Annotated in this window: 6 protein-coding genes; all 6 read right to left on the bottom strand. The window is 60.1% G+C overall.

Translation table 11 applies throughout. The features are described from left to right. Positions 1 to 637: 637 nt before the first annotated feature. Positions 638 to 3,166, bottom strand: a complete 2,529-nt coding sequence (locus IPI01_15920) for a T9SS type A sorting domain-containing protein (GenBank protein ID MBK7259257.1) — start codon at positions 3,164 to 3,166, stop codon at positions 638 to 640. A 72-nt stretch (positions 3,167 to 3,238) separates the two neighbouring features. Then, positions 3,239 to 6,283 carry a fibronectin type III domain-containing protein gene (locus IPI01_15915; protein MBK7259256.1) on the bottom strand — a complete coding sequence of 1,015 codons (3,045 nt, stop codon included), beginning with the start codon at positions 6,281 to 6,283 and terminating at the stop codon, positions 3,239 to 3,241. After that, on the bottom strand, positions 6,280 to 7,755 hold the full coding sequence (locus IPI01_15910) for a peptidyl-prolyl cis-trans isomerase (protein MBK7259255.1): 1,476 nt from the start codon (positions 7,753 to 7,755) through the stop codon (positions 6,280 to 6,282). Before IPI01_15910 ends, IPI01_15915 begins: the two co-directional genes overlap by 4 nt. 18 nt (positions 7,756 to 7,773) lie before the next feature. Next, complete coding sequence (locus IPI01_15905) at positions 7,774 to 8,823, bottom strand: PorV/PorQ family protein (protein MBK7259254.1); 1,050 nt, start codon at positions 8,821 to 8,823, stop codon at positions 7,774 to 7,776. Positions 8,824 to 8,834: 11 nt separating this feature from the next. Then, positions 8,835 to 12,242, bottom strand: a complete 3,408-nt coding sequence (locus IPI01_15900) for a hypothetical protein (GenBank protein ID MBK7259253.1) — start codon at positions 12,240 to 12,242, stop codon at positions 8,835 to 8,837. Then, positions 12,242 to 15,130: a TonB-dependent receptor gene (locus IPI01_15895; protein ID MBK7259252.1), complete on the bottom strand. Its 2,889-nt coding sequence runs from the start codon at positions 15,128 to 15,130 to the stop codon at positions 12,242 to 12,244. Before IPI01_15895 ends, IPI01_15900 begins: the two co-directional genes overlap by 1 nt. Between the last annotated feature and the right edge of the window lie 314 nt (positions 15,131 to 15,444).

The raw sequence follows: 15,444 nt of genomic DNA, 5'->3' as shown, positions 1-15,444 counted from the left end.
AGGCTGCACGGGAAGAAATCGACTTCATGCTTCATTTGTATCGAAACGTTTTACTAAGAAAGGTGATTTGGACTCAAAGTCAAGCCAAAAGAGCCGAATATGCGATAATTTATCAACAGGGTAATCGAAACGTTAAAGTCATTATTGATATGTTCTGCCGCAAGAACATGGGTCACAATGGGTTGGGGTGAGGACATCGATCAGGCGGGTGTCGACAGGTGAACCACAACGATCCCTGCGATACCCACCCCGGCGAGGCCCCGGTGGAGGACCGTGCCGTTCAAAGGGCGGCAGGAGCTGCAGCCGGTCGCGGATCTTCGAATCGTTCTCTCTGCAGTTGCCGGTACAGGCGCGTCTCATTTCAAGCTGGACGATCAACGCTCGAGAAAGCGCTCACCATCAGAGTAGACGATATGCTGAGCGTACCAAAACGAACGGGCCCCCTTCCGGGGGCCCGTTGCACACACTCCATCGTTGTGTTCTCGTCGCTCCAGTCCAATGATCGTCGACGTCATCTCTCGTATCATTCGACTGAGTCCTTCAATCGTCAAGCAGTACCTCGATCTCGTACCGCTTGACTCCTGAAGGACCAGAACGTATCATGCAATACCCACCGACACCTTGGTATCACCTGATACTATTTCAGAAGGACGATCTTCCTGGTTTCAAGGAAACGCTCTCCCGTGGACGCCGTTGCGTCCAGCCGGTAGAAGTACACACCGCTGGCCGCAGACCGCCGCGCATCAGAAAGGGCGTTCCACTGCACTTCGTGATGCCCCGCGGCAAACGAGCCTTCCGCGAGAACCGCAATACGCTGGCCGAGCAGATTGAAGACCTCCAGACGCACCTTCGAAGCAAAGGGCAACGCAAACCGGATGGTCGTCGACGGATTGAACGGGTTGGGGAATGCATTCGCCAGTTCATACCCCGTCGGCACGCCGCGATCGATCGGCGCAACGTCCGTGAAGGCCAGCGACGTCCGCCACATCATGCCGTTCAGCAACGTCGCCGCATGACCCTTGCCGGTCGCATCTGCGCTTGTCGTGCCGGTACCCTCATCGAGTTTCCAGTACCCGGCAAGTGAAGCATAGTACGGATGGGATGGGGTGACCATCTTGTCCTTCCAGGCCAGGATCGTCAGAGAATCCAGCGCGACACCATTCCAGATGCGCACTTCGTCGATGTACCCGCCGTACGCGCCGGCATCAGGATAATTCTCGGTCCCGTCCTCCGCAAAACAGATCGGATAGAACTGGGTCATCGCATCAGGATTGCGCCCGCGTACGGAACCCACCAGGTTCGCCATCGCGGAGCTCCTGATGAATCTGCCATCCGTGTACGCCTTTGCGACGTCGTTCGTCTGATCCACGGTCACCACAATGTGGTGCCACTTGCCGTCGTTCAGGTTCGAGAGCGAATCGTTGTTCATGTTGATGTCTACACGGTTCCGGTACTCGTCCGCCATGTTGAACTTCCACGTGTAGTTCCGGCCCGCATCGGCCGCGATCACCCAACCCGGGTTTCCACCCGATGTCCACGCCTTGTCGCTGATGATCGCCTGATCGCCCGACCAGAATTGATTCGCCTTGGTCCACACCTCGATGGAGAACGACTTCGTTGAATCAAAGTCGAAGTCCGCGTGCGGAGCAACACGGGCATACTGATTCGTCGCGGTCCCATCTCCGAAAATGGAGAAACCCCCGGGACCGGCCGTGGTATCGGTGGGCGTGACCGGCACCTCGCCGAGTTGCACGATCTCCGTGGAATCCAGGCTGCGGTTCCACACGGTGACACCGGCGACATCGATCGAGCTTCCCGCATAGGTTGCGCTGTCAGCGAACAGCAGGAAGGACTTGATCGACCCGCTCGGCGCAAGCGAATATCTGCCGTTCAAGGCCTGTGGGCCTTTGCGCGACAACGGGGCGCCGTCGAGCCACAGTTCATACTTCTGGTTCAGGTCGGCATTCACGATCAGACGGTGCCATTTCCCGAGCGTGATCGCATCGTCGGAATAGCCGAGCACACCATTGCCGATCAACCCCCCGGTGGACACATAGAGCTCTGCGCCGCCCGCATTGGTGCTGTCGGTCTGGTAGAGCGGATGCGGCTGCGAAAGCGATGTGACGCGGAAATCGATCTTCATCGCGTACAGGTTCGTGCGCGTGGCGCTGACGTCGCCGTTCGCCGGGACGGGAGAGGTGACCGTGTACGAATTCCCCGATGTGATCCGGCGGGCCTTGTCCGCACCCGACGGACCATCAACAGAAGCGTCAGTTCCGACGAGCACAAGGTCCTTACCCGCTGCCGCCTTCAACGGCAGAAGCAAATCATCGAAATCCCACTGTGAGATCGGGGCCTGGGTGCGGACCGCCTGACCATAGCCTCCCCACCCGGACACTTCTGCCTCCGTCAATGGACGGTCATACAGCGCGATGAATGCGACATCCATCTCACCGTCATCACCGTCATCGTCGCCAAGGAAAATGAGCTTGTTCATGCCGTCGATCGATTGCAGCGCAAAACGGTTGTCAAGATTGAAACCACTCGCCGTTCCTACATGGAGCAGTTGCCCGTCGAGGTACGTCCGGAACGAATGCGCGCCGAGATCGGCGGTCACAACGAGACGGTACCACCTGCCCGCCCCCGTCGTATCCAGGGAGTAGCCGGAAGCACCGACACCGACAGTTCCCGCGGGACGCGTGAACAGATCGGCGTCTCCGGTGAACCGCGGACCGGTACGCGTCGGGTTCCCCAGTCCATCCTTGAGGGTATCCGGATAGGTCGAAGGATCGGTCTGGAAGAACGCATGCCATTCCAGCGCCGGGACACGGAAGTCCATGGCGATGGTCCACCGGTTCACCATCGTCGCCGTGTCGGCCCCGTTGGCGTTCATATCAGGTGTGCATTCAAAATAGCTGCCCAGGCCGACCGTGACGGCACCATCGCCCAGGGCCGGACCCGTGATCGCGACGAACTTGTTCACATCACCGGCAGCTGTGATCATATGCTTCAGGAGCAGAGGGTTGCCGGTTTCGGCCTTCCCGAGGTTCCCGACATCATCGAACTTCCAGTACCCCTTCAGCCCGCTGGTCGGCATGACCTGTGCCGACGCGATGGTCGCTCCGATGGCCAGGATGACCAGAGATCGTAGCATTGTTTTCATCATATGCGCTCCTGTTGTATTGTGGATGGTTGAGATCGCGCGATGCATGTGAATGATTCAGAGAACGTGTGCGTCTTATCGAATGACCAGGATCTTGATCGTGGACACGATCGACGGTCCGCGCAGCGTACAGAGATACATGCCGCTGGCAACCGGCGATCCGTTGTCATCACCGAGATCCCAGTGTCTCACGTGCGTCCCCGCCGGCAATGCACCGGACTCCAGCGTGCGCACCTTCTGACCGAGCAATGAATACACGTCCAACCGCACATCCCCCGCCGCCGCCAGATCGAATCGCACTTCCGTCGACGGATTTCCGGGGTTGGGGAAATTCTGATACAACCTCGTCGACGTGGGGATGCCCGTGCCGTCCGCCCCCTCCACCGATGCCGTGCCATCCCACCCGATCGCAAACAACCCCGTTGCCATCGGCCCGGAAATGATGTACTGCGTATTCGTCAGATCGTGATACTGCTCGTCCGTGACATCGGTCCAGGCTGTATCAACGGCCGGACGATGGAGAAGTCGGAGCGCGGCATCCGTCCCGCTCCGCGTCAGTTCGCCATACCGCAAAGCCGCCGAGCCCGTGACCACACCATGCTCCCAGAATCCCCAGGAGAGATGCGCACGGCGTTGGACCCCCGGAGGGAAGATCTCGTTCTGCACAGGAGTCCCTGCCGCCCGGCCAAGCGTGTAGATGCCGAGGTAGTTCGCGCTGGAGAGCGGCGAAACCGGATTGAACTGCACCCCCGCTCCGGTTCCACCAACGATTCCCCCCGTCTGCGTGATGAACAGCGATCCGTCCACGCCGATCGGCGCAGTGGAACGGATCACGGATGATGCGTTGAATCCGTTGATCGCCCCCGGATTGCTGCCGGTGATGTCCGTCAGCGTCGTCCCTGCCGGCCCATCGAGATGCCAGCAACTGATGAGGGACGGATACGATGAATGGACCGCACTCATCTTGCGGAACATCCATCCGCGCAGATCATCGACCGTGAGGGCCGTATTCCAGAGGCGCATCTCATCGATGGCCCCCGTGTACTTCGTGAACTCATCGGCATCCCGATACGCCCCGATCGTTACGCGGCTCGTGGTATCATACAGGATGTTTCCTGTCTGCGCCGGCGACGATGCCACCTGCACGCCGTTGACGACCAGCTTCATCAGAGACCCATCATAGATCCCCGCAACATGATACCACTGCCCCGCCACCGCAACGGAGGGATCCTGCAGGTACGTCATCACGCCGTTCCCGTCATCCGCCCCCTGGCTTGCCAGTCCAAAGCTCAGGTGATTGAGAACATTTCCCAGGACCCATCCCTTCTGGTACCCTGTGTTATCCTGAAACGCGCCGATGAATCCTCCATACAACGGGAAGGACTCCGGACGAACCCACGCCTCAACGGTCATGCCCTGCAAAGGAAGAACCGCGCCTGAAAGTGATGAAGCCACCTCAACATACGCAGTTGCCCCATCGAAGCGCACCGCCCGGTTCTCGTCGACCGCCAACGCCGGATCGCGGATCACGAACGTCTGTTCGGCGGACCAGTCGGACCAGTCAAGGTTCGCATCGCGGTAGCGGACACGCCAGTAATGCCGCCCCGGTCCCAGATTCGGGGATTCACTCAGGATGAAGCGGGTGAGGTCGATGCCTGCATTCTTGTCGATCGGTGCATACAGGGGCGAGCCGGTATCGCGATACACGTTCTCGGCATCCCTGTGAACGTCCACCGGCACGCCCGCTCCGGAAGCGAACGACCCTGTCGCGGTCCTCACCTGGACCTGTGTGCTCCAATGGCTGCGGGAACCGCTGTATGCCGACGACGTCAATGCGACCGGCAGATCGACGGTATCCGGAAGACCGGCTGTGACGGGCTTGACCGGCTTGAGCTTGCGCTTCCAGGAAGTGTACATGTCCATGAGCGTGTTGGGGAGAGACGATCCGGAGCCGGTGACATCCTGGCTCCCCAGACTGAACGCACGAAACGTATACGATCCGGCAGCCAGATCGATGTCCACCAAAGCATACCCATGGTGATCGTGGGAGCGGTTGACGGACGGATAGTCGGTCTGGTTCGCATACGCGCCCCACCTGTCCAGCGCACCGCCTGCACCTCCGAAGATGAGGGTGTGCAGTGGAAATTCCTGCAGAGCTCCCCGCTCGTAGGCGTGCGTATGTCCGGCACTGTGGAGCGTGGTCTTCGAGTACTTCGCCAGCGTTGGCAGAATGCGCGTCTCGGTGTACGGCGTGTTCCCATCCGGCCACGTCTCGCTGAGCGCCGGATGATGCCCGTAGGAGAAGATCCAGTCGATGGTGTCGTCACCTTCCGCGGCGGCGCAGACCGAATCCAGCCAGGCGATCTGCGTATCGTTCCGATACTGCGTATTCGTATTCAGTGCGATGAACTGGATGCGCCCGTACCGGAAGCTGTAATATCTGTCGCCCGCCGGCCCGCCGAATTCTCCGTACCGCATGTACTTGTAGAAGTATGCACTCTCTCCTTCATGATTCCCGATGCTCACCATGAAAGGGACAGAAGCACTGAGCGGCGCCATGGAGCTGAAGTACTGGGACTGATACTGCGCAAGGACGCCTCCCGAAGTGCAGATATCGCCACAATGGATGACGAGCGCCAGTGCCGACGTGAGGTCGTTCCCCCACAAACGCATCACCATGGCCCGCATGGAATCCACCACACGGGCGGACTGCGCGGAGTACTCCTGCGAATCGCTGATGATCCCGAACCGGATATGGCCTGACGTGACCGATGCGGCCGGTGGTGTTGCGAACGTGAAGACCGCCGAACTGTCGGCGCCCTGGACACACCGGTAGGAATAGACGGTCCCGGGAAGAAGTCCTCTCAACACAACATCGTGCCACACAACGCCCGTCGCCAACTGGTCCGACGTTCCCGTCGCAGTATTGTTCAGCGACGATGTGCCGAAGCGCACGGACGGCGATTCAGCAGACGTCGACTGCCAGCAGACATGGATCGAGGTCTGCGTCGGTGTCTGCAGGTACGGCGTGATCGCGCCCTGGACATGCGGCGCCACCATGAGTCCAGCAACCACCAGAACAAATGCCGACGTCAGTGAACGGCTTCCCCTCATGCTCATAGCCCTGCCCCCCAGATCCCGTCCGTGACCGGCACGGCCAGCCGTTTGCTGCCGAGCTTGAACAGCTGCAGGCCCATCTGGCGCGATGCCGGAGAATCGGAAACGGTCAACGTGTCCAGGATCTCGTACCGGATGGTGACCGGATAGGCGGCCTTCAGCGAGTCGGCTCTTCGCTGCAGGATGGCACGCACAGCACCGGCAGCCACCGCGGCCGGAGCCATTGCCGCGGCCTCGTCACGGACCTCTTCGTACACTGTCTTCTCGAGCCATTTGAGCCGTTCATGGGCGACGGCAGGTGCCCGGTCCATCCCCCTCCGCCGCGCTTCCGCAGCGAGCAATTGATCGCGCATCGTGAGTCCGACCTGTTCACTCAGAAGATGCCGCGTACGTGCTGTCGTCACCGTGTCGATGTCGCGCAATGAAGGCCAGAAGACATCCAGGAACTGCCGCACGGTCCTCTGCCCCCCCTTGTACGTCACCAACGGCTGATCCAGGACTGTCCGCAGTGCGGCATACGCAGGCCGGGCCGCATGCACAGCGATGGCTTCGCGCAGCATCATGGTCTGGTGATCCCCGCTTGCCTTCCATGCAACGACCGCGTCACAGAGTTTCCAGAAGGGCTCTCCGCGTGTCACCACGTTCTGAGGGGTCATGAACCCTTCCACGTAGCGCGCGATCCCTTCATCGTACTTCGTGTTCAGCAGCACCTTCTTCACGCTCTCGAACTTCGCCGCGTACTCGTGCTCCATGATCCCTTCCCGGCGCACATCCACCACCTGGAACACGTAGAATCCGCTGTTCATCGGCACGGGCATCGAGATATCGCCTGCACCAAGGTCTTTCACTGCATCAAGCACCACGGGGTCCACATCGAACGCGTTCAGATAGTCCGATTCGAACATGGATGGGTCTGTGGGAATATCCGCATGCATCGCGCGGAGACTGTCTGCCACGCGCATGTAGCCGTCGCGCAGCATCGCCATGCGGACCCCCATTGCACGGAGCTGTGTCGGTTCGCCCCAGTACCGGAGCTTGAACCGGGCCTTCGACCTGTTGACCGCATCCCGGACCTCCTGATCGGAGACCGTGGTCCGCTCGACAACCTCGACCCGGATGAGCTCTTCGATCAGCAGTTCGTCCAGCACACGCTGGTCGTTGACATGCACGCGCGGAGCATCGGCGAGGCCGCGGGAAAACCCGTCGTTCGCCAGCAACAGCTCGCCGACCATCGCGTCCAGATATGCTCTCTTCCTGGCCACGCCATCGGCACCCCGCTTCAGGTGAGGATAGCCGAATTCATAGTTCATCCGGAAATCGCCCACCGTAATGGCACGGTCACCAACCTGTGCCAGGACAACATCGTCCGGCTCCGGTTGATGCGATCCGATCCTCAGGAAAAGAACGACTGCCGCCGCCGTCATCACCGCTATGACACCCACGGTCATGAAGGGATGGTTCTTGATCGCACGCACCAAAGGTGTTCCCCTTCGTTAGAGAATGATACCGATGCTCAGACGCTGGACACTCTGCAGTATCCCCCAGTCGGCCCAGGCATAGTCCACGCGGACGCCGAAGCTCTGCTCATCCGGCCGCCAGTCGATCCCGGCCCCCAGCGTGAGACCAGCCACACGGTCGCGTTCGAACAGGCTGGAGTATCCGCCGCGAATGAAGAACATGTCCTGGAAGCCTAGCTCGACTCCGGTGTTGATGCTCTCCGTGGCGTTGCTCGGATGGTTCACATCCGCGGTCACAAGTGCCGTGCCGAGGTCGCCGATCGCCACTTCATAGGCGACCCCGCCGCGGAACAGCACCGGCAGCGAGCCGGCTGAGGTCTCATACTGCACCGGTGCCCGGTCGAACGTCTGCACCGTCTTATCAGGCGAGGTCGTCGAGGCCAGGTTATTCCCCGCGAGCTGCAGCGAGGTGCCGAAGTTGCTCATGCTGATGCCAAGACGAAGCCCTTCGAGCGGCGTCGCATAGAAGATGCCCAGATCGACGGCGAATGCGCTGCCGGATTCGAACCAGATCCTCTGCGAAATGTACTTCGCCGTCACGCCGAACGCGAAGCGGTCGGTGAGCCTGTACGCGTACGACACACCGATGGCCAGATCGCGCGCATCATAGGTCTCCCCGGTCCCCCCGGGGCGGTCCACGGTCCGTACCGGCTGGTCGCCGAAGCCGAGCGTGAGGAAGCTGACGCCCAGTGTGGAGTTGAGGGAAGGAACGGGCACCACAAGGCCTACGAAATCATGACTGGAACCGAGAAGCCACGAGTTGTGCGTCGCCTCGATCTCGAGATTGGACGTCCAGGCAAGCCCGGCGGGGTTCCAATAGAGTCCGCTCGCGTCATTGGAGACTGCGGCATAGGCACCACCCATGCCCATCGGCCGGGCACCAACGCCGATCTCCAGGAACGTGGCCGCACTCGTGCCGACCGCCGAGACATCGGCTTGAAAAGGAACCGCGTTCGCCTGCCCAGGGGCCTCAGGTGAGGCAAGCAGGATCATCACGGCGATACAGATTCGACTGATCGGGTTCATCGTTGCGGTCCTCACTTGATGATGGCCATGCGGCCGCGGAATGTGCCCACACCATCCGCCTCGACGACATAGAGGTAGATGCCACTCGCGACCTCCAGTCCGTCCTTGGTCCGGAGGTCCCACGCTTCACGGGAGTTGTTCTCTGTCGCCTGATGCTGCAACACGCGCACCATCCGGCCCGAGGTTGTGAAGATGCTGATCCTGCACTGGGCCGGGAGGTTCACGAAATCGATGCGACGGTCACCGCGCCCTTCCGATTCGTTGATGATCTTCCGCTCGAGACTGCTGACGGTAAGGTACGGGTCGGGGACGGTGTAAATGTTGCCCATGGCGACGCTTGCTTGCTGCCCGCCCACTTCATTGCCGACGAGCGTGAACCGGTACCGGTCCAGCCTGTCCCAGTTCTTCGATGTCGCAATGTGGAAGATATCGCCTTTCACCGGGCGCACTTCGGTGCCGGCGGTCACGACGTCAAAGGCCCACGAACGTGAGACCGAGTCGGAGGAGAGGACCAGGATCCGGTCGCCCGCACCCAGTCGCCCTTTCAGCGGTTTGCTCGAGAGCTCGGTGTAGCGGTACGGGACGCGAAACTTCGCTGCGGTATTCGTGACGTCCCAGAGTTCCACGTTGCTCCGGCGCGCATTCGCTGTCACCACACTGCTGTCATCAACGATCACGAACTCGAAATCGCGTGGCACGGCGAACTGCGACTCCGGCGGTGCCGAGACGCGGAGTGACGACGTGCCGGTGGTCCAACGGGTCAGTGCCGTATCGATCCTGATCGCACTGTTCGCGATGCTGACCTTGAATCCTTCCGCCAGGATCTCTCCGGTCTTCGAACTCGTGTCCGGTCCGTTGATATAGGACAGCACGGTGTTCGTCGTCGTGTTCTTCAGGATGAATGCGGTGGTCAAGCCGTTGCCATAGTATCGGACGAAGGAGCTGTCGTCTGTAAAGCTGATCTCGTACTCGCTCCCCGACACGACCGCGGTACGATTGTAGATGTCGACCGCGATCGATCCCGTGCCATACCCGGCCACGTGTTCGACCCCATCCCTGACCACCGGGGCTATCCATCCCGCACTCCGTTCCACCGGCGTGACGATCACGGTGTTCTTGTCCGTGGCGATCGCCCGCCCGAGAAGGTCCACCTGAATGTCGGCCGAACACGGCGTCGGCGGGATCTCCAGCAACCCCTGACGGTCCGACAGGACCGGATAGAATGACGGTTGATATCCCTTGTCGATCGCGACAACAGCGTAGTAGTACGTCCGGCCATTGGTCACATCGGTGTCGATGTACCGATGCTGCAGACCGTTGTCCGTCCCCATCTGATACGACACGCCGAGATCGCTGTCGGGACCCAGATTCGATCCGAGACGGACCGGATGGATGCCCTTCAGGCCATCCTTGAGATCGTAGATCGCCACGGGCTTGAAGAGCAACGGGTTGCCGTATGCATCGCTGATCGTCTTGATGTCCTCGAACGTGGGATCCGTCGACTTATAAATGTAGTATGCCTCGAAATCCTGGCCATACACCGGATCCTTGGAACGTTCGGCAGCATCGTCCCAATCCAGCACGACACGGCCATCGTCTGCCAGAGCGGTCACAACAGGCTTCCGCGGAGGCTTGGAAAAGTTGTAGTTCGCGTCATAGATCACCTGGATCGTCCGCTTGTTGCGGATGATCCCGTCCTGGTCGTTGGCAAAGACGCAGGAGATGGCATACCGCTGGGAACCGTCCTGCCCGCTGCGGATCGGCACATAGCCGCATCCATAACTGAAGCAGATATCGCGCTGGAATCCGGGCTTCACAACGAATTGCCCCGGCACGATCTCCGTGTTCCAGTAGTATTTTTCAAGCGACATGTTATCATTGACATCGCGCAGATAGAACGAGGTCAGGCCGACCTGGTCGATCTCGATGTTGTCCGTGAAGTCAAAATCCGGCTCGCCCCAATCCGCCAGGCCGTTCCCCTCGGTCCCGTCGATGTCCGGGCCCGGGTAGTCCTCATCATCCGGCCCGATGCCGTCGGATCCGATGTCATCGTTGATCGGTTCGTAGTCCAGCACACCATTGCCGTTGCTATCTTCACCCACATCCAGCACACCGTTGTGGTTGAGGTCCTCTGAATCCCACCGGCCGTTGCCATTCAGGTCGGTGTACTTGTTCCAGTTGTGGTTTTCGTCGATGTGGTTGTACTGGTTCTCGTCAACGTAACCATCCTGATCGTTGTCGATGCCGTCCGAGTCGATGCCCGGGCTCTCGAGGAATGCAAAGCCAAAGTATCCAACCTTCAGGCCGTTGCGTGCCAACCCGCTGGTCCATGTGTACGTGATGTCGAGCAGCTTGTCGAAGGAGGCGTCGTCTCCTTCAAGGCTGCCGCCCATATCGGGATCAACGTACATCCCCACAACGCACTTCGACAGGTTCTTGCCATAGTTGGTGATGTCGTAGGTCGTGATCAGGATGTCTTCGGCAAGGGGCGACGACCACTGATAGCTGCGCGTGGCCACGGTGATGCCGAGCCCGCGCCGGCCATTCGGGAATGCCAGCCGCGATTCCGCATCGGTGAAGGGATAGTACGGATACTCATCGTTCTCCCGGTCGTCCATCACCGTATATGATTCCTGGTCGGCGCGGACATACGCGCCGTACTTCCCGTTCCACCGGCCTGAGCGCACGTCGGGCTCCTCTGCGCCGGGCTGACGGAGATCACCCGGATAGGAACCCTGGGGCCACACCCGGGGCCAGGTCTCGCGCTTGTGGCTGAACGAGAACCACCCGGCACCGTTCACCATACTCACATCGAGTTTTCCGTTCCGGTTGAAGTCTTCCTCTGTCTGCAACTTCCCGTCGCCCTCGCCCGCATCGTGCGTGCCGGGCATCCCATCCTCGCCCACATCCTCGCTGATGCCGTCCATGTCCCACGTCACGGACCCCGACGAATGATTGTTGAAGTACTTCGGCAACGGCATGAACGAGTACCAGTGGGTACCGTCAATGGACTGCTGGACGCCATTGCGGCGGTAGTTGTTCGAGTTGACGTACAGCGTGTCACCCGCTTCCCCGATCACCTGGCCGGCGACGTAGAACACCGCGCCGTGCAGATACTCGACGGTCTTCGCACCCTTCGGCCATGCAAGGAACGGCGTGCCGCTGACGTAGTGGTAGCCGAGGAGCCCGGAATTCGTGATGCCACCGTTGACCAGGTTGCCGTCCACGATGCCGAACCGGAACCACTTGGCGTTGCCCACCTCGGCGGTGAGCCCGTTCACGGACCCCGACTTTGCCCGCGTGCCTTTTTTCAGGTCGTACCGCTCACCGGCGTTGCCGGTCTGCAGCACAGCGCCAAGCAGCAGAGCCGTACCGGCAAGGATGCAGACCAAACGCCCGCGGTATGTCATGCTCATCATCAGAACCTCCATTCCAGTCCGAGGGTGATCTTCCGGGGAAGCGAATAGTACTCGGGATGCGTGTCGATCTCACCAAGCGTGAACAGTCCCTCCTGCGCAAGAGCGGTGAGGAGCAACTGCTTCTGGTCGGGCAACCGGGCCGGACTCGTCGACCGTCCCGTACTTGCGTACACGACCTCTTCGTTCAAATGATCGAACACGTTGTCCACCTTGAGATACACATGGAGACGCTGCCCGAAGAAGTCGAGATACTTCATCGCCTTCAGGTCGACACTCCAGCGTGCCGGCTTTTCGCCTGCCTGCCGGTATTCCGTGGTCAGGATATCGAAGCGTTCGAGGAAGGTCGGACTGTACGGCAGCCCCGAGCTAACGTACGCATAGATGCCCACGCTCCAATCATTCTCGCGTGCGATGTTCACAAAAGCATTCAGCGTGTGCCGCTGGTCCCAGTCCAACGGAAGGATCTGCCGGTCCACGAACTGCACGGGCTGTCCGCCATATTGCGTTGCGGCGTTGATGAGCTGGATCGCCGTGGGATCAGAGGAGCTGCCATGCGCATAGGAGAGCGTGTAGTTGAGAGCGCCCGTGATCATGCCCATGGTCTGGCGGACCGAAAGCGTGAGCCCCTTCGAATAGCCGTAGTCGCGGTTGATGAAGCGCTGATACCCCACAGCATCGATCGTCGTGATCCGCTCAACACCCAGCAGATTCCGGAAATCCTTGTAGTAGACGGTCACGTCCACCTGCAGCCCGGGTATCACCTCCTGCTGGAGGCCGATCTCGTAGCTGATGGTCTTCTCCGGTTCGAGGTCCGCGTTCCCGAGGGTCATCCCCTCGAGCTGCAACGCGGTGAGTGCCTGCACCGGAGTGTTGTACATGTACTGAAAGCTCGGCATCTGGAAGAAGTGCCCGTATGCGGCGTGGAACGCACCGGACTCCGAGATCGGGAACGAGAGCCCGAAGCGGGGACTCACCTGGTACTTCACGGTCGCCCGCTTCAGATTGGCCGGGTGTCCGAGGTTGTAGGATTCCGTATTCCATACGAGAGGGACGTTCTCATTCGGGTCGACCACATCGAGACGGATGCCGCCGTTCACGATGATCTCACCGAGTTCAAGCTTGTCCTGAGCGAACACCGCCCACTGCCGCGGGCTGATCGTGTAATCGCGCCAGAGGTTGACCTCTGATGCCGCGGCCCGCCGGTACTGGGATGTGCCGAACGTCGTTTGCCAGTTCCTCCAGTATTGGGTCAATCCGCTCCAGTATGCCTCATACGGCATCGATGCGGCGTCGAGCACTTCCGATGACGGCCAGCGGTAGTTCTGCCACTCGGGTGTCGAGAGATACGTCCAGCTGTAGGTGTTGATGTCATGCTGCTTGTATTCGAACCCTACCTTCAGGAGGTTGAAGCGGTCCAACTGCCAGTTCAGGTCACCATTGATCAACAGCACGTTCCGGTAATTCTTGCCGGTCGCACCCGTGTAGAAGTCACCCGTTGTTCCGAGCGAGAACCCGTTGGAAGACAGGCCGATCGGCTGGATCCCCGCATCACCCGGGAACTGCGCAACCAGATTGTCCTTCCTGTACCACGAATCCGATGTCGCGTGCTGGTAGGAAAGACCAATGTTGTAGAAGAAGTTCTCTGCCGGGAAGTGGTGGATCGTCACGATGTGATTCATCGCCACGGTGCGCCCGCTCCCCTGCTCGTCGGGTTGATATCTGCGGGATAAGGAGCCGCCCCAGGTATCGTCCACTGAACCGAAGATCTGGTATGCCACTTTCAATTGTGCCACAGGTGCGAACTCGAGCTTGCCGGTGAACGAAGTCGCGATCGATGTGCCGAGCGGCCCGCCACCGCCGTCGCCGGTGCTGAGCGAATCGGGGATCGCGATCGCCTGCGTCTGTCCGACCGCATCCGGGTTGTGCTCGCGGAACCACTGCTCGTATGCCGCGATCCGCCACCCGTCAAGCGAGGTGAAGCGGCGCTGGTACCAGTACGGCGATTCGGACCGGTTGTGGCGCACGGAAAGGAAGAACCCGAGGTTGTCGAAGAGCAGCGGGCCGGTCAGCGAGAACTGCACGTCCTTCTCGCTGAGAGGGTTCACGCGCTGGATCCCGAGAAAGACGTCCTGTCTGTTGCTCACCCAGTCGCCCGCATACACGGAGGCGCTGCCACTGAGGGTCGGTGCCGGGGGGCGGGTGACAATGCTGACCACCCCCGACTGTGCGGAGCCATACTCGGCATTAAAGGTACCGCTGAGGACAGCGATCTCCTGCACCATGCTGTTCTCGACCGAGACCTCGGTGCCGCCGCTCTGGTTGAACGCGTTGGAGACCGGAATGCCGTCGATCATATAGGCAACCTCGCGTCCGCGACCTCCCCGGAAATGCAATTCACCGCCCGAGGACACCACGCCGGCCTGCTGACTGATCACTTCCGCAACCGAGGTGACCGGCATCGCTTCGATGGATTGGGCATTGACGATCGCACCGCTATAGGTTTTGTCGCGCTGAATGGGGGGACGTTCCGCCTGGACCACCACCTCGCGCAGGGAGACCTCCTCAGTGGCGGCCTTGATATCGATCGTCGTTGTGCGGTCGGCACTCACATTCACGCCCCGCACAACCGTGCGCGCATAGCCCACAAGCCGGAGAGACACGGCATACGTACCGGGTGGGACGTTGATGATAGTGTAGTATCCATCGACATCCGCGCTTGCACCGAGGTTCGCTCCCTCAACGAGGACGGTCGCGCCGGGTAATGCCTCCTTCGTGACGGCATCGGTGACCCTGCCTGCGATCTTGCCTGTCGTACCTGCATGGAGCAACCAGACGGGGAGAATGAGCATGACCATACCAATGCGTACGGCAATAGTACGTGCTTTCATCAGAGGATCTGAGGGTTGTGTGTGGTGAAGTGAACAGCTTATGTACCACCCAGCGAGAGTGCGGGGTCTCACTGTGGGAACAATAAAGTAACAAGTGGGCTACAAGTCAAATATAAAATTCAATTCAACACACATTAACAGAATTTGTGCTGAATTATTTTGCCATTCATATCTGATTATTTGGTTGGTGTGAACAACTAATGGCGATGTATCTCAGGAAAGTGGGGACGAGCACGCGCGAAGGGGGACGGGGTTTCAGGCGGGAGATAACGCACAGGATTCGTCGCACCGAACAGCGTATCGGTAGCGGCGGT

The sequence above is a fragment of the Ignavibacteriota bacterium genome (assembly GCA_016707525.1).
Taxonomy (GTDB): domain Bacteria; phylum Bacteroidota; class Ignavibacteria; order UBA10030; family UBA6906; genus JAGDMK01.
Note: the sequence above shows the minus strand (reverse complement) of the source record. Positions and strands in the feature narration are given on the sequence as shown.